Origin of the sequence: Kluyvera sp. EC_51 (genome assembly GCF_019584505.1) — a bacterium.
Lineage (GTDB): Bacteria > Pseudomonadota > Gammaproteobacteria > Enterobacterales > Enterobacteriaceae > Kluyvera > Kluyvera sichuanensis.
This window is the reverse complement of record NZ_VDAG01000105.1, coordinates 19451-36103: the sequence shown is the minus strand read 5'-3', so window position 1 is coordinate 36103 and position 16653 is coordinate 19451. Positions and strand designations below refer to the sequence as shown.

General features: G+C 55.7%; 15 protein-coding genes and 1 riboswitch. Of the genes, 9 read left to right on the top strand and 6 right to left on the bottom strand.

Annotation, left to right across the window (positions count from 1 at the left end):
* Positions 1–104: 104 nt before the first annotated feature.
* The 3 genes from ilvN to leuO all read right to left on the bottom strand — a co-directional run bounded on the left by ilvN (position 105) and on the right by leuO (position 3687).
* Positions 105–596: an acetolactate synthase small subunit gene (gene ilvN, locus FHC49_RS20470; RefSeq protein WP_220440751.1), complete on the bottom strand. Its 492-nt coding sequence runs from the start codon at positions 594–596 to the stop codon at positions 105–107.
* A 2-nt stretch (positions 597–598) separates the two neighbouring features.
* Positions 599–2323, bottom strand: a complete 1725-nt coding sequence (ilvI, locus tag FHC49_RS20465; RefSeq protein WP_185668565.1) for an acetolactate synthase 3 large subunit — start codon at positions 2321–2323, stop codon at positions 599–601.
* 392 nt (positions 2324–2715) lie between these two features.
* The gene (leuO, locus tag FHC49_RS20460; protein ID WP_185668567.1) at positions 2716–3687 is read right to left on the bottom strand and encodes a transcriptional regulator LeuO; all 972 of its coding nucleotides are present in this window, start codon (positions 3685–3687) and stop codon (positions 2716–2718) included.
* Between the two features lie 601 nt (positions 3688–4288).
* On the opposite strand from leuO, the gene leuL reads away from it, so the two are divergent.
* From leuL to leuD, 5 genes are all read left to right on the top strand, one after another.
* The gene (gene leuL / locus FHC49_RS24795; RefSeq protein WP_100249930.1) at positions 4289–4375 is read left to right on the top strand and encodes a leu operon leader peptide; all 87 of its coding nucleotides are present in this window, start codon (positions 4289–4291) and stop codon (positions 4373–4375) included.
* 91 nt (positions 4376–4466) lie between these two features.
* On the top strand, positions 4467–6038 hold the full coding sequence (gene leuA, locus FHC49_RS20450) for a 2-isopropylmalate synthase (protein ID WP_220440737.1): 1572 nt from the start codon (positions 4467–4469) through the stop codon (positions 6036–6038).
* Positions 6038–7129, top strand: a complete 1092-nt coding sequence (gene leuB, locus FHC49_RS20445; protein ID WP_185668571.1) for a 3-isopropylmalate dehydrogenase — start codon at positions 6038–6040, stop codon at positions 7127–7129. Before leuA ends, leuB begins: the two co-directional genes overlap by 1 nt.
* Positions 7130–7131: 2 nt before the next feature.
* Positions 7132–8532: a 3-isopropylmalate dehydratase large subunit gene (gene leuC, locus FHC49_RS20440; protein ID WP_220440736.1), complete on the top strand. Its 1401-nt coding sequence runs from the start codon at positions 7132–7134 to the stop codon at positions 8530–8532.
* Positions 8533–8544: 12 nt separating this feature from the next.
* The gene (leuD, locus tag FHC49_RS20435; RefSeq protein ID WP_185668575.1) at positions 8545–9150 is read left to right on the top strand and encodes a 3-isopropylmalate dehydratase small subunit; all 606 of its coding nucleotides are present in this window, start codon (positions 8545–8547) and stop codon (positions 9148–9150) included.
* A gap of 103 nt (positions 9151–9253) precedes the next feature.
* Here leuD and FHC49_RS20430 read toward each other — a convergent pair whose 3' ends face one another.
* On the bottom strand, positions 9254–10432 hold the full coding sequence (locus tag FHC49_RS20430) for a sugar efflux transporter (protein WP_220440735.1): 1179 nt from the start codon (positions 10430–10432) through the stop codon (positions 9254–9256).
* A gap of 83 nt (positions 10433–10515) precedes the next feature.
* Positions 10516–10668 (bottom strand): glucose uptake inhibitor SgrT, encoded by a 153-nt coding sequence (gene sgrT, locus FHC49_RS20425; RefSeq protein WP_185668577.1) that lies wholly within the window; start codon positions 10666–10668, stop codon positions 10516–10518.
* A gap of 87 nt (positions 10669–10755) precedes the next feature.
* On the opposite strand from sgrT, the gene sgrR reads away from it, so the two are divergent.
* The 4 genes from sgrR (at position 10756) to thiQ (ending at position 15828) form a co-directional block, all read left to right on the top strand.
* Positions 10756–12411 carry an HTH-type transcriptional regulator SgrR gene (sgrR, locus tag FHC49_RS20420; RefSeq protein WP_220440734.1) on the top strand — a complete coding sequence of 552 codons (1656 nt, stop codon included), beginning with the start codon at positions 10756–10758 and terminating at the stop codon, positions 12409–12411.
* Between the two features lie 35 nt (positions 12412–12446).
* Positions 12447–12546, top strand: a riboswitch (TPP riboswitch).
* Positions 12547–12576: 30 nt separating this feature from the next.
* Positions 12577–13560 (top strand): thiamine ABC transporter substrate binding subunit, encoded by a 984-nt coding sequence (thiB, locus tag FHC49_RS20415; protein ID WP_185668579.1) that lies wholly within the window; start codon positions 12577–12579, stop codon positions 13558–13560.
* A complete protein-coding gene (gene thiP / locus FHC49_RS20410; RefSeq protein WP_185668580.1) occupies positions 13536–15146 on the top strand; it encodes a thiamine/thiamine pyrophosphate ABC transporter permease ThiP in 1611 nt (536 codons plus the stop codon). Before thiB ends, thiP begins: the two co-directional genes overlap by 25 nt.
* Positions 15130–15828, top strand: a complete 699-nt coding sequence (gene thiQ / locus FHC49_RS20405) for a thiamine ABC transporter ATP-binding protein ThiQ (RefSeq protein WP_185668581.1) — start codon at positions 15130–15132, stop codon at positions 15826–15828. Before thiP ends, thiQ begins: the two co-directional genes overlap by 17 nt.
* 10 nt (positions 15829–15838) lie before the next feature.
* Here thiQ and FHC49_RS20400 read toward each other — a convergent pair whose 3' ends face one another.
* Positions 15839–16606, bottom strand: a complete 768-nt coding sequence (locus tag FHC49_RS20400) for a DedA family protein (protein WP_220440733.1) — start codon at positions 16604–16606, stop codon at positions 15839–15841.
* Between the last annotated feature and the right edge of the window lie 47 nt (positions 16607–16653).

The window sequence follows — 16653 nt, the reverse complement described above, 5'->3', positions numbered from 1 at the left end:
CGCAGATTGATCTCATCGGCAATAGCTTTTCTTCGCACTTATTGCTGATTTCGCAAAAAAAAGCCCGACTCCAGGCCGGGCTACGATAAAGCGATGAGAGGTGATTAGCGCATAATCTTGTCGCCGCGCGACAAACCAACCACGCCGGAGCGCGCCACTTCAACAATTCTGGCGACATCGCGCAGCGAAGCGAGGAATGCATCCAGCTTGTCACTCGTCCCCGCCAGCTGCACGGTATAGAGCGATGGCGTAACGTCGATGATCTGTCCGCGGAAGATTTCCGTGTTGCGCTTCACTTCGTCACGGCCATAGCCGTTGGCCTGGACCTTCACCAGCATGATTTCACGTTCAACGTGGGCACCCTGCCCCAACTCGTTCACTCGCAGTACGTCCACCAGCTTGTGCAGCTGCTTTTCGATCTGCTCGATGGTCTTTTCATCGCCGACCGTCTGGATAGTCATGCGGGATAGCGTCGGATCGTCGGTAGGCGCGACGGTCAGACTTTCAATGTTGTACCCACGCTGCGAAAAGAGGCCGATCACGCGCGACAGCGCGCCGGACTCGTTTTCCAGTAATACAGATAATATCCGGCGCATAATCAGGTTCTCTCCGTTTTGCTCAGCCACATCTCGTCCATTGCCCCGCCGCGAATCTGCATCGGGTAGACGTGCTCGCTGCCATCGACGCAGACGTCGACAAATACCAGGCGGTTATTGCGCACCTGCTCCAGCGCCTGTGCAAGCTTGCTCTCAAGCTCAGCGGGCTCGGTGATACGAATACCAACATGACCGTAGGCTTCCGCCAGGCGAACAAAGTCCGGCAGCGACTGCATATAGGACTGGGAGTGACGGCCAGAATAGATCATATCCTGCCACTGCTTCACCATGCCCAGATAGCCGTTGTTCAGGTTTAGCACCAGCACCGGCAACTCGTACTGCAGCGCGGTTGAGAGCTCCTGAATGTTCATCTGAATGCTGCCGTCGCCGGTCACGCAGACCACGGTCTCTTCCGGCAGCGCCATCTTCACGCCAAGCGCCGCCGGCAGGCCGAAGCCCATGGTGCCGAGGCCGCCGGAGTTGATCCAACGACGCGGTTTATCAAACGGGTAATATAGCGCGGCAAACATCTGGTGCTGGCCCACGTCGGAGGTGACGTACGCTTCACCGTTGGTCAGCTTCCAGATAGTTTCCACTACCGCCTGCGGTTTAATCTGCCCGCTTTGAGTGTCATATTTCAGGCACTGACGTGCACGCCATTGCTCGATTTGCTGCCACCAGTCGCGGATCTCATCCAGCGGCTGCGCGGCGCTTTCCTGATCCAGCAGCTCCAGCATTTGATCCAACACCTGCCCCGCATCGCCGACGATCGGAATATCCGCCGGTACCGTTTTAGAGATCGACGTTGGATCGATATCGATATGCAGCACCGTGGCATCCGGACAGTACTTCGCCAGGTTGTTGGTGGTGCGATCGTCAAAACGCACCCCGACGGCGAAAATCACGTCGGAGTGGTGCATCACCATATTGGCTTCATAGGTGCCGTGCATGCCCAGCATCCCCAGCGACTGACGATGCGTTGCCGGGAAACCGCCGAGCCCCATCAGCGAAGAGGCCACCGGCAGATTCAGTTTTTCAATCAGCGTACGCAGTTGCGTGTGGCATTCGGCGTTCACCACGCCGCCGCCCACATATACCACCGGTTTTTTCGCCGCGATAAGCGTCTGCAGCGCACGTTTGATCTGGCCTTTATGGCCGGTCGTGGTTGGGTTGTAAGAACGCATGCTGACCGCATCGGGCCAGACGTACGGGAGCTTCTTAGCCGGGTTCATAATATCTTTTGGCAGGTCAACCACCACCGGGCCAGGGCGGCCGCTGGCTGCCAGCCAGAATGCCTTCTTGAGCACGCCGGGAATATCTTCGGTCTGCTTCACCAGGAAGCTGTGTTTCACCACCGGGCGCGAGATCCCGACCATGTCGCACTCCTGGAAGGCGTCATAGCCAATCAGCGACGTCGCTACCTGACCGGAGAGCACGACCAGTGGAATCGAGTCCATATAAGCCGTGGCAATACCGGTGATAGCGTTTGTCGCCCCAGGGCCGGAGGTGACCAGCACCACGCCCACTTCCCCGGTCGCACGCGCCAGGCCATCGGCCATATGCACCGCTGCCTGCTCATGGCGCACCAGCACATGGTCAATCCCCCCTACCGTATGCAGCGCATCATAAATATCGAGGACGGCGCCCCCAGGGTAGCCAAATACCTGCTTTACGCCCTGATCGATTAACGATCGGACGACCATCTCGGCTCCAGACAACATCTCCATGGTTTGCCTCCCGGCTTCTGTGCTTAATGGCCCGAGAATTCATTTCTCTACGGCCATATGCCAGCGGTACGCGATACGTCCACCGGCACTAAATTATCGGTAACGACCTAACATAACCGCTCGCCACAAGGCAGGCAATTCACACGTCTGACGTAGATGCGGTACTAAAAAGAGGAAAAATAAAGGGAAAAGGGAAAATGATGGATGATTACTTCAATGCGAGGAAAAGAATAGCGTAGATGCTCGGGCGAATGGAGCCATTACAGCAAAACCTGCATTTTTCACTTTATTGCCCCGACGACCAACCGGCAATAACAGCACAAAATTCTTATTTGTCACAAATAGACAAAACAAACAGAATGCAAATGCACCCTGTTTGCCTTCGAAGTCGATTACTGCTGACGGCAGGCGTTAATCAACAGCTCTTCCATCCATTGATGGCCTTTATCGCGACCGGCCGCTTCATGCCAGGAAAGATAGCAGGTACGGCTGTTTAGCTTCATTGGCAGCGGTAAAATCTGCAGGTGGAGTTGTTCAGCAAACTCTTCGGCCAGACGACGTGGCGCCACGGCGACCATCTGGGTCTGGGAAACCACATTCAGTACGCTAATCAGCGCCATACCTTGATAGGCTACGCGGCTTTGCTTATCAATGGTGTCATACCACGGCTGGCTAAACGACGCATAGCGATCGAGAGACACAACGGCATGCTCTTCGTTATAAATATCGGTTTCCGTTACCGGACCATGCACTCGCGGGTGCTTGTTGCTCGCCACCAGAACCATTTCATCGTTAAAGAGTGGAATGCAGGCAAACTCCGGGCGGCGGAACTCTTCATAACCCAGCACAAACTCAATTTCCTGATAACGCAACTGATGTTCGGTGTTTTGATTTAATGATGATTTAAAAACCATATGAATATGCGGCGCAACTTCATTCACTTTATTGAGAATGACGGAAGTCAGATAATTATCGAGAGGGCTGCACACACAAAGATTAAATACGCGTTCGCTGCTCAATGGTTCAAAACCTGAGCCGGGTAATTCATTTTGCACCAGCTGCAATGCTTGACGAACAGAGCCAAACAACTGGAATGCGCGCGCCGTCGGCTGAATACCGCGCCCATAGCGCACAAATAATTCATCATTGAACATGACTTTCAGGCGAGCGACAGCATTACTGACCGCAGGCTGCGACATGCCTAGCATGTGGGCTGCGCGCGTAATGTTTTGTTCCTGCATCACCGCATCAAATACGGTCAGCAAATTTAAATCAACCATCCGGAGCTGAGGTTTATTTCCTTCATTAGTTGATGTGCGTTGCTGCTCCGGCGCATTAATTACGCTATCAGACTCCAATGTCATACAAAACTCCCTTTGCAAAATAGCAAAAATATATTGAGGCTATATGATTTACCATGCATATAAGATCCAAAGAAGAGAATTCAATAAAAAATAGGAATATATAAAGAGGCAAAGCGATATTATTGATGAGTAAAAATCGACCTCATCTATATCACCAAGCGAATGACATGTAGTTTACCCATAGATCGGACGAATAGACAACGATCCAAAATCGGAACAATAAATTAAGTTTTATTAAAGTGTTTTATTTTTCTCAATTTTAAAATTAACATTTTATATCAAAAATGGCTTTTATCGATTTACAAAACAAGAGCCCATTTTAGATAACCATCTATTTATCATGCAGATAGTTCCAAACTTAAGAAATGTCAAACTCATGAGCATTTACGATGAATCGTGTTCAGATGCGACAAAGTATGTAATTCGTGAATTAACAAAAGAAACTATCATCTATGGATAACGTTATTTTTCAGCACAATTAGCTAATTCATCCGTTTCGTTTCCATATCGAAATCTCCTTCATTTTGTACGTCAGGGTTGACATCGGAAACCATATCCAGTACCACTAAAAGCATATCGAATTCATCTGGAGAATGATGACATGTTCCGTACCACTCGCTTCAACGGCCTACTACTACTAAACGCCTCTTCTGTGCGCGGTAGGCTGGTGTGCGACGTTCAACGTTAAGTCATCATCAGTTAAACGAAAAACCCGCGCCGCTGCGCGGGTTTTTTTATGCTCGTAGCAAGGCGCCCCAAGTTAACCAAGGACCTAAACCATGAGCCAGCAAGTCATTATTTTTGATACGACCTTACGTGATGGTGAACAGGCATTACAGGCAAGCCTGAGCGTGAAAGAGAAACTGCAGATTGCCTTTGCCCTCGAGCGTATGGGCGTTGACGTGATGGAAGTCGGGTTTCCGGTCTCTTCTCCGGGCGATTTTGAATCGGTACAGACCATCGCGCGCAACATTAAAAACAGCCGCGTCTGTGCGCTGGCTCGCTGCGTAGAGGCGGATATTGACGTTGCCGCCGAGTCATTAAAAGTGGCCGAAGTATTCCGTATTCATACTTTTATCGCCACCTCGCCGATGCATATCGCCACCAAGCTGCGCAGCACGCTGGACGAAGTCATCGAGCGCGCAATCTATATGATTAAGCGGGCACGTAATTACACTGACGACGTCGAATTCTCCTGCGAAGATGCCGGTCGTACCCCAATTGACCAGTTGGCGCGCGTAGTAGAAGCCGCGATTAACGCGGGTGCAACCACCATCAACATTCCAGACACCGTCGGCTACACCCTGCCGTTTGAATTCTCCAACATTATTACCGGCCTGTACGAACGCGTTCCAAACATCGATAAAGCGATTATCTCCGTTCACACCCATGACGACTTGGGCATGGCGGTCGGTAACTCTCTGGCTGCGGTCCATGCGGGCGCTCGTCAGGTTGAAGGCGCGATGAATGGCATCGGTGAGCGCGCGGGTAACTGCTCGCTGGAAGAAGTGATCATGGCGATTAAAGTGCGCAAAGACATTATGAACGTGCACACCGCTATCAACCATAACGAAATCTGGCGTACCAGCCAGACCGTTAGCCAGATCTGCAACATGCCGATCCCGGCCAACAAAGCTATCGTCGGTACCGGCGCGTTCGCCCACTCCTCCGGTATCCACCAGGACGGCGTGCTGAAAAACCGCGAAAACTACGAAATCATGACTCCTGAGTCCATCGGTCTGAACCAGGTGCAGTTGAACCTGACCTCCCGCTCTGGCCGTGCCGCCGTGAAACACCGCATGGAAGAGATGGGCTACAAAGATACCGACTACAACATGGACCACCTGTACGACGCCTTCCTGAAGCTGGCGGACAAAAAAGGCCAGGTCTTCGATTACGATCTGGAAGCGCTGGCGTTCATCAACAAACAGCAGGAAGAGCCAGAGCATTTCCGTCTGGATTACTTCAGCGTGCAGTCAGGATCCAGCGACATCGCCACCGCATCCGTGAAGCTGGCCTGCGGTGAAGAAACCAAAGCTGAAGCCGCTAACGGTAATGGCCCTGTTGATGCTATTTATCAGGCGATTAACCGTATTACCGGCTACGACATTGAGTTGGTGAAATACGACCTGAACGCCAAAGGCCAGGGCAAAGACGCGCTGGGTCAGGTGGATATCGTCGTTAACTATAACGGTCGTCGCTTCCACGGCGTCGGTCTGGCAACGGATATCGTTGAATCCTCGGCTAAAGCAATGGTTCACGTGCTGAACAACATCTGGCGCGCCGCAGAAGTCGAAAAAGAGTTGCAACGCAAAATTAAGAATAACGAGAACAACAAGGAAACCGTGTAATGTCGAAGAATTACCATATTGCTGTGTTACCAGGTGACGGTATTGGCCCGGAAGTCATGACACAGGCATTGAAAGTACTGGAAGCCGTGCGTCAACGTTTTGATATGCGCATTACCACTAGCCATTACGACGTAGGCGGTATCGCCATCGATCGTCATGGCGAACCGCTGCCGAAGGCGACCGTTGACGGTTGCGACCAGGCGGACGCGATTTTGTTTGGCTCTGTGGGTGGCCCGAAATGGGAAAACCTGCCGCCGAACCAGCAGCCAGAGCGCGGCGCGCTGCTGCCGCTGCGTAAGCACTTCAAGCTGTTCAGCAACCTGCGTCCGGCTAAGCTGTATCAGGGGCTGGAAGAATTCTGCCCGCTGCGCGCCGATATCGCCGCGAACGGCTTCGACATTCTGTGCGTCCGTGAACTGACCGGCGGTATCTACTTCGGCCAGCCGAAGGGGCGCGAAGGCAGCGGCCAGCACGAGAAAGCGTTTGATACCGAGGTGTATCACCGTTTTGAGATTGAACGTATCGCCCGTATTGCGTTTGAGTCTGCGCGCAAGCGCCGTCACAAAGTGACCTCTATCGATAAATCCAACGTGCTGCAGTCCTCCATTTTGTGGCGCGAAATCGTCAGCGAAATCAGCAAGGAGTACGCCGACGTTGAGCTGGCACATATGTACATCGACAACGCCACCATGCAGCTGATTAAAGATCCGTCGCAGTTCGACGTGGTGCTGTGCTCCAACCTGTTCGGCGACATTCTCTCCGACGAGTGCGCGATGATCACCGGCTCGATGGGCATGCTGCCGTCTGCCAGCCTTAACGAAGAAGGTTTTGGCCTGTACGAACCTGCCGGTGGCTCCGCGCCGGATATCGCGGGCAAAAACATCGCCAACCCGATTGCGCAAATCCTCTCTCTGGCGCTGCTGCTGCGCTACAGCCTGGACGCCAACGACGCGGCCACTGCCATTGAAAATGCCATTAACCGTGCGCTGGAAGAAGGCGTACGGACCAGTGATTTAGCTCGCGGTGCCGCGGCAGTCAGTACCGATGAAATGGGCGACATCATCGCCCGCTATGTTGCCGAAGGGGTGTAATCATGGCGAAGACCTTATACGAAAAGTTGTTTGATGCTCACGTGGTTTATGAAGCGCCAAACGAAACGCCGCTGCTGTACATCGACCGCCACCTGGTGCATGAAGTCACATCACCACAGGCGTTTGACGGCCTGCGCGCGCACAACCGCCCGGTGCGTCAGCCGGGTAAAACCTTCGCCACCATGGATCACAACGTCTCTACGCAGACCAAAGACATCAACGCCTCCGGCGAGATGGCGCGCATCCAGATGCAGGAGCTGATTAAGAACTGCAACGAGTTTGGCGTCGAACTGTATGACCTGAACCACCCCTATCAGGGTATCGTGCACGTGATGGGGCCAGAACAGGGCGTTACCCTGCCGGGCATGACCATCGTCTGCGGTGACTCCCATACCGCGACGCACGGCGCATTTGGCGCACTGGCGTTTGGTATCGGCACCTCCGAAGTGGAACATGTGCTGGCAACCCAAACCCTGAAACAGGGTCGCGCCAAAACCATGAAGATTGAAGTGAACGGCAAAGCGGCGCCGGGCATCACTGCCAAAGACATCGTGCTGGCGATTATCGGTAAAACCGGCAGCGCAGGCGGCACCGGCCACGTGGTCGAGTTCTGCGGCCAGGCTATCCGTGATCTGAGCATGGAAGGCCGTATGACGCTGTGCAACATGGCGATTGAACTGGGTGCGAAAGCGGGCCTGGTGGCGCCAGACCAGACAACCTTCAACTATGTAGAAGGCCGTCTGCACGCGCCGAAAGGCAAAGATTTTGACGACGCGGTCGCCTACTGGCAGACCCTGAAAACCGACGATGGTGCCACCTTCGACAGCGTAGTTACCCTGCAAGCCGAAGAAATTGCGCCGCAGGTGACCTGGGGCACCAACCCAGGCCAGGTTATCTCCGTGAATGACAATATTCCGGACCCTGCCTCCTTTAACGATCCGGTAGAGCGCGCCAGCGCCGAGAAAGCACTGGCCTACATGGGCCTGAAGCCAGGCATCCCGCTGACCGACGTCGCGATTGATAAAGTGTTTATCGGCTCCTGCACCAACTCGCGTATTGAAGATTTACGCGCAGCGGCAGAAATCGCCAAAGGCCGTAAAGTGGCTCCAGGCGTACAGGCGCTGGTTGTGCCTGGCTCCGGCCCAGTGAAAGCGCAGGCGGAAGCAGAAGGTCTGGATAAGATCTTTATCGAAGCGGGCTTTGAATGGCGTCTGCCGGGCTGCTCCATGTGCCTGGCCATGAACAACGATCGTCTGAACCCAGGCGAACGCTGCGCCTCTACCAGCAACCGTAACTTTGAAGGCCGTCAGGGCCGCGGTGGCCGTACCCATTTGGTCAGCCCGGCTATGGCCGCAGCGGCCGCGGTAACCGGTCATTTCGCCGACATTCGTAGCTTGAAATAAGGAAACACCATCATGGCTGAGAAATTTACCCAACATACGGGACTGGTGGTGCCGCTGGATGCCGCGAACGTCGATACCGATGCCATCATTCCAAAGCAGTTTTTGCAGAAAGTGACCCGCACCGGCTTTGGCGCACACCTGTTTAACGACTGGCGCTTCCTGGACGACAAAGGCGAGCAGCCGAACCCCGAGTTCGTACTGAACTTCCCGGAGTTTAAAGGCGCTTCCATTCTGTTGGCGCGCGAAAACTTCGGCTGCGGTTCGTCACGCGAACACGCACCGTGGGCGCTGACCGACTACGGTTTTAAAGTGGTGATTGCCCCAAGCTTTGCCGATATCTTCTACGGCAACAGCTTTAACAACCAGCTGCTGCCGGTCACTCTGAGCGATGCGCAGGTCGACGAAATGTTTGAATTGGTGAAAGCCAACCCGGGCATTACGTTTGAAGTGGATCTGGAAGCGCAGGTGGTGAAGGCGGGTGAGAAATCCTACAGCTTTAAAATTGACGACTTCCGTCGCCACTGCATGCTGAACGGGCTGGATAGCATTGGCCTGACGCTGCAGCATGAAGATGCGATTTCTGCTTACGAAAACAAGCAGCCGGCGTTTATGCAGTAATCCGTAACGCCGCTGCCTCCCCGGAGGCGGCGCGTTCGCGCCTTGTCCGGGCTACCGCTGTTAGTAGCCCGGCCGAGCGCAGCGACGCCGGGACTGCACCAGACTAAACGTTCTTCACCCGTCCGGTCATCACCAGCGTTACCACTGAAATCCCAGCTATTACCCAGTACACCGAGAAGTGGCCAAAGCTCTGCGCCAGCGCCCCCTGAATAATCCCCGCCAGAATCACCCCGGTTGAAATGCTGTTGGTAAACAGCGTGGTCGCCGCTCCCGCACGACCCGGCATCAGGTCCTGGAACCACAGCATGCCAATCCCGGCGACAATACCGATAAACACCGCATTAAACAGCTGAAGCACCAGCAACGACGTGTGGCTATGGAAGAAGATCAGGCCGACATAGAACATCACCCCGGCGGCCACCGCGGTTACCATCATCCGCCGCTTACCGAAACGCTTCACGTAGTAACCTGCGAGGATCATCGCCGGAATTTCCAGCCCCGCCGCCGTTCCCATCAGGATCCCCGCCAGGCTATCCGGTAGGCCGAGATCGCTGCTGATCCACAGCGGCATATCGATGATATACATGGTGTTGCAGGTCCACATCAGCGTCGAGGCGATGAACAGCATCCGCACGTTGCTGTCTTTCCAGCCGCTAATCTGGTTCTGCACCGCATCGGCAGGCTGCTCGACTCTGGCTACCGACGGTAGCGTCAGAGCAATCAGCGTCAGGCTGATGGCAAAAATCCCCGCTGCAATGGAAAACATGGCGGTAAAGCCATAGTTAAGTGCAAGCATGAAAGCCAGCGGCGGGCCAATCACCCACGCCAGCGACAGCTGCGCACGCATGACCGAACTGAACATCACCACTTCACGCGCCGAGCTATCGGCATATTCACGCGCCAGCGCGAACAGCTGCGGCATCGCGGCGTTGGCGATCGAGGCCAGTAGCACGCCGCAGGTAATCAGCGTCAGGTAGTGGCGATTGAAGGCAAAGAGCAACGCGTTGCCCACCGCCATCAGGCAGCAGAACATAATCAGCTTGCGCCGGTCACCCCGGTTATCGGATCGTTTTGCCAGCCCGAGGCTGACGACGATCCCGGCGATGGCATTGACGGTATAGAACAGCCCCACCCAGAACGGCTGCACACCAACTTCTCGACTGAGGTACAGACTCAGCGTCGGTGCCTGTAATGCCCCCGCTATGCCCATCATAAACGCCACCAGCATAAAGGCGGCATACACACCGTTGAGACGTCGTCCCATCGTCATTAACCAGAGCATCAGAGATCCTTTCGCGAAAGAATAAAAAAAAGCCAGCAGATGATACCTGCTGGCAAATACTCAGTCACACATGATTAGGCGAATTAATGCTCAGAGGTCGGTTTCGTAACTTCCCACTGCATCAGAAAATTCAGCACTTCAAGCCGCTGTGCGGTCGCCTGACGGGCCAGCCAGGAAACATTTTTGGTAGCAGAGAAATAACGCTGGTAGAACTGATGGATGGTAGACCTCTTCATAGACACCTCCTCGCTTCATCGAAATCAATTATTGGCCTAATATAGGGATTAATAAATTGCTGAGTTTTTATCAGGAGTTCCCCTTTTATGCCTTCAGGTCGATTACAGCAGCAGTTCATCCGTTTATGGCAGTGCTGCGAGGGAAAATCGCAGGAGACCACGCTCAACTCACTGGCCGAGCTGCTTAACTGCTCTCGCCGCCATATGCGCACGCTTTTGAATACCATGGAGGCGCGGGGATGGCTGACCTGGGAGGCGGAAGCCGGGCGCGGCAAGCGCTCTAAGCTGACTTTCCTCTATACCGGTCTGGCGCTTCAGCAGCAGCGCGCGGAAGACCTGCTCGAGCAGGATAGGATCGATCAGCTGGTGCAATTGGTCGGCGACAAGGCCGCGGTACGTCAGATGCTGGTGTCGCATCTGGGCCGCAGCTTCCGTCAGGGGCGACATATTCTGCGGGTGCTTTACTACCGTCCGATGCGCAATTTGCTGCCGGGAACGGCGCTTCGGCGCTCGGAAACCCATATTGCGCGGCAAATTTTCAGCGCGTTGACCCGGGTAAATGAGGTAAATGGGGAACTGGAAGCGGATATTGCGCACCATTGGCAGGCCATATCCCCATTACACTGGCGTTTTTATTTGCGTCCCGGCATCCATTTTCATCACGGTCGCGAACTGGAGATGGACGACGTTATCACTTCGCTGCATCGCAGCATGACGCTGTCGCTCTTTTCCAACATCACGCGCATTGATTCCCCTACCGCCTGGACGCTCGATGTCCATCTGAGTCAGCCTGACCGCTGGCTACCGTGGCTGCTGGGTCAGGTATCGGCGATGATCCTGCCGCGCGAGTGGCAATCACTCAACGACTTCTCGCGCATGCCGGTGGGTACCGGGCCGTATGCGGTCGCCCGCAACAATCAAAACCAGCTGAAGATTCACGCGTTTGATGACTATTTCGGTTTCCGGGCGCTGATTGACGAGGTGAACGTCTGGGTGCTGCCGGAAATCAGCGATGAGCCGAATGGCGGCCTGACGCTCCAGGGCACCACCCAGAGTGAAAAAGCGGTAGAAAGCCGCCTCGAAGAGGGCTGCTACTATCTGCTGTTTGATACGCGCAGTTCGCGCGGCAACAACCCGACTGTGCGCCAGTGGCTGAGCCATATTTTCCACCCGAACAATCTGCTGTATCACGCGGGCGAGCAGCACCAGAGCCACTGGTTCCCGGCCTACGGCCTGCTGCCGCGCTGGCACCATGCCCGTAGCCACACCTGTGAAAAACCGGCAGGTCTTGAGTCGGTCACCCTCACCTACTACCGCGATCACGTAGAACATCGGACGATCGGTCAGATCATGGAGGCGCTGCTGGCGGCGCACCAGGTCAAACTGGTTATCCAGGAAGTGGATTACGACGAATGGCATCGCGGCGAAGTGGTCAGCGATATCTGGCTGAACAACGCCAACTTCACGCTGCCGCTCGATTTCTCGATCTTTGCCTACCTTTATGAAGTGCCACTGATTCGCCACTGCATTCCCATCGACTGGGAGCAGGACGCGCAGCGCTGGCGCGAAGGAGAGCTTTCACTGCCCGACTGGTGCCAAAGTCTGCTGGCAAATCAGTCCATTGTGCCGCTGATCCACCACTGGCTGATGCTACAAGGCCAGCGCAGTATGCGCGGCGTTCGCATGAACACCCTGGGCTGGTTCGACTTTAAATCCGCCTGGTTTGCACCGCCGGATCCTTAAGGCTTTTGATTTATTCACGTAATCATTACAATGTGCCGTTCTCAACGGGGTGCTGCGCCGAGTGCGCGGGCTGAGAGATACCCGTCGAACCTGATCCGGATAATCCCGGCGAAGGGATTTGAGGCTAACTCAAAATCCTTTGCCACCATTTTATAAAGGTGCAAAGTGCTCAAAAAATTACTCCCCCTGCTGGTGCTGGTTGCCGCTCCGGCTCTCGCCAAGCCTGTACTGACCGTCTACACCTATGACTCTTTTGCCGCCGATTGGGGCCCAGGGCCGGCGGTGAAAAAAGCGTTTGAAGCCGACTGCAACTGCGAGCTGAAGTACGTGGCGCTGGAAGACGGCGTTTCGCTGCTCAACCGCCTGCGCATGGAAGGCAAAAACAGCAAAGCCGATGTGGTGCTGGGGCTGGATAACAACCTGCTGCAGGCGGCAACCGACACTAAACTGTTTGCCAAAAGCAACGTTTCCACCGCCGACGTTACCGTACCGGGCGGCTGGAAAAACGACACCTTCGTGCCGTTCGACTACGGCTACTTCGCCTTCGTCTATGACAAAAACAAACTGAAGAACCCGCCGAAAAGCCTGAAGGAACTGGTTGAGAGCGACCAGAAATGGCGCGTGATTTACGAAGACCCGCGCACCAGCACACCGGGCCTTGGCCTGCTGCTGTGGATGCAAAAAGTCTACGGCGACAAAGCGCCGGAAGCCTGGCAGAAGCTGGCGGCGAAAACGGTCACCGTCACCAAAGGCTGGAGCGAAGCCTACGGCCTGTTCCTGAAAGGGGAAAGCGATCTGGTGCTGAGCTACACCACCTCTCCGGCGTACCACATCATCGACGAGAAGAAAGACAACTACGCGGCGGCGAACTTTAGCGAAGGCCACTATCTGCAGGTGGAAGTGGCGGCGAAAACCGCAGCCAGCAAACAGCAGAAGCTGGCAGATGAGTTCCTGAAGTTTATGGTCTCTCCGGCCTTCCAGAACACCATCCCAACCGGCAACTGGATGTACCCGGTGACCAACGTCACCCTGCCAGAAGGCTTTAATGGTCTGGTGAAACCGCAAACCGCGCTGGAGTTTACCCCGCAGCAGGTGGCTTCCGAACGTCAAAACTGGATTAACGCATGGCTTCGCGCAGCCAGCCGCTAATCCCTCGCTGGCTGTATCCAGGGCTGACGGCAACCACGCTGATGGTTGCCGTCGCGCTGGCGGCGTTTCTGGCGCTGTGGCTAAACGCGCCGGAAACGTCGTGGTCAACGCTGCTCGGCGATAGCTACCTGTGGCACGTGGTGCGCTTCTCCTTCTGGCAGGCGTTCCTGTCAGCACTGCTGTCGGTCGTACCCGCTATTTTCCTTGCCCGCGCGCTTTACCGACGACGTTTTCCCGGCCGTACGCTGCTGCTGCGGCTGTGCGCCATGACGCTAATTCTACCCGTGCTGGTCGCCGTCTTCGGTATTCTGAGCGTTTACGGGCGTCAGGGCTGGTTGGCCCAGCTTTTTGCCTGGCTTGGCTGGCAGTGGCGATTCTCGCCCTACGGTCTGCAGGGCATTCTGCTCGCGCACGTCTTCTTTAATATGCCAATGGCGACCCGCCTGCTATTACAGGCGCTGGAGCAGATCCCCGGCGAGCAGCGCCAGCTTGCTGCGCAACTGGGAATGCGTGGCTACCCGTTCTTCCGTCTGGTGGAATGGCCGTGGATGCGCCGGCAAATTCTGCCCATCGCCACGCTGATTTTCATGCTCTGCTTCGCCAGCTTTGCCACCGTGTTATCACTCGGCGGCGGGCCGTCCGCGACGACCATCGAGCTGGCTATCTACCAGTCGCTGAATTTTGATTACGACCCGGCGCGCGCAGCGATGCTGGCGCTGATTCAGATGGGCTGCTGTTTGATGCTGGTGCTGTTAAGCCAGCGATTAAGCCGGGCGATTGCCGTCGGCAACAGCCATGTTCACGGCTGGCGCGATCCGGACGACCGCTGGCACAGCCGGATAGCTGACTCCGTTCTGATTCTTCTCACCCTGCTGCTGCTGCTGCCCCCACTGCTAGCAGTGGTGATTGACGGAGTCAATCCGTCGATGTTGCAGGTCTTTACTCAGCCGGTACTCTGGCAGGCGCTGGGCACCTCGTTACGCATCGCCATTGCCGCCGGGGTAATCTGCGTAGCGCTGACCATGATGCTGCTGTGGAGCAGCCGCGAGCTGCGCGCCCGCAACCAGCCGCTCGCCGGGCAGGCGATGGAGCTAAGCGGCATGCTTATCCTCGCCATGCCGGGTATCGTACTGGCGACCGGCTTCTTCCTGCTGCTCAATAATACCGTTGGCCTGCCCGACTCCGCCGACGGCATTGTGATTTTCACCAACGCCCTGATGGCAGTGCCTTATGCCCTCAAGGTACTGGAAACGCCAATGCGCGATATTACCGCCCGCTACAGCATCCTGTGTGAATCGCTGGGGCTTTCTGGCTTTAATCGCCTGAAGGTGGTTGAACTGCGCGCCCTGAAACGCCCGTTGGCGCAGGCGCTGGCTTTTGCCTGCGTGCTGTCGATTGGTGATTTCGGTGTGGTCGCGCTGTTCGGCAATGAGAATTTCCGTACGCTGCCGTTTTATCTCTATCAGCAAATCGGCGCCTACCGCAGCCAGGACGGCGCGGTCACCGCGCTGATTCTGCTGCTGCTCTGCTTCCTGTTGTTCACCGTTATTGAAAAGTTACCTGGACGCCATGCTAAAACTGAATGATGTCACCTGGCTTTACCAGCACCTGCCGATGCGCTTTAGCACCTCGATTGCCCAGGGCGAAAAAGTGGCTATCCTCGGCCCCAGCGGCGCGGGGAAATCGACGCTGCTCAACCTGATAGCCGGCTTTCTGACGCCTGCCAGCGGTACGCTGATGCTCGAAGGCCGGGTGCATACTCATACGCCGCCTTCGCAGCGCCCGGTGTCAATGTTGTTTCAGGAAAACAATCTCTTCAGCCACCTGACCGTGCGCCAGAACATTGGGCTGGGCATGAGTCCGCGCCTGTCGCTCACTGCTGAACAGGTGCGAAAGTTACAGGTGATTGCCGGGCTGATGGGCATTGAATCGATGCTGGACAGGCTGCCCGGAGAGCTCTCCGGCGGGCAACGTCAACGCGCCGCGCTGGCGCGTTGTCTGGTACGTGAACAGCCGATCTTACTGCTGGATGAACCGTTTTCGGCACTCGACCCAGCGCTGCGTCAGGAGATGCTACAGCTGGTTGATGAAGTATGTCAGCGGCAAAACTTAACGCTGCTGATGGTTTCACACAGCGTGGAAGACGCGGCCAGGATTGCACCGCGCGCGATGGTGGTCGCGGAAGGGCGTATCGCCTGGGATGGCGACACGCAGGAATTACTGAGCGGGAAAGCTAGCGCATCCGCGCTGCTCGGTATTCATGCGTGATGTTCACACATTACCACCCCACCACCTTACGCAAAATCTCGATATACACCGGCATCAGTGGGTGACGAATTACGCTCACCAGCGCCACCACGCCCACACCCAGTATCAGCGGTGCCAGCAACAGCAGGCGCTGGCGCGTTAACAGCGTGCTCAGGCGATCGTGATTCTCTTTTGCGCTGCGCCATAAGCGCCAGCACAGCCACGCCGCCAGCCACAGCAACAGCGCCGCCGCCAGCAGCAGCCATTTAAAGCTCGCGCTGTGCTCATCCGCAGGAATGTCGATAGCTGCCCCGGCGAGAATGCCCGGCAGGAAGTAGAGCGGCGGCCACAGTAAGCAGCCAATGATATTGGGGGTGATAAATTTGGAGACCGGCAGGTCAAGCATACCGGCGACCATCGGCACCAGCGGGCGCGTCGGGCCGACAAAGCGCCCCACCAGAATAGTGAACATACTGTGCTGATGCAGCGCATGCTCGGTTTTATCCAGCAGGGATTTGTTTTTCTTCATAAATGACCAGCGATGCAGCGGCTTTTTAAAGCGCCAGCCCAGCCAGAAAGAGACCCAATCGCCCAGCAGGCAGCCAATAATGCCCACCAGCCACGCCTGCCAGAAGTTCACCTCACCGCTGCCGATAAGCGCGCCCAGCCCGGCCATCATCACGGTACCCGGCAGAATCAACCCGACCAGCGCCAGAGATTCCAGAAATGCCACCAGCGCCACCGCAATCAGAGAATAGGTCGTGGACTGAGTAATAAAGTGTTCCAGCAGTGCTTGCATAGTGTGTCCGGTTTGAAAACGAAGCAGGGATTCTCCAGAGCGTCTCC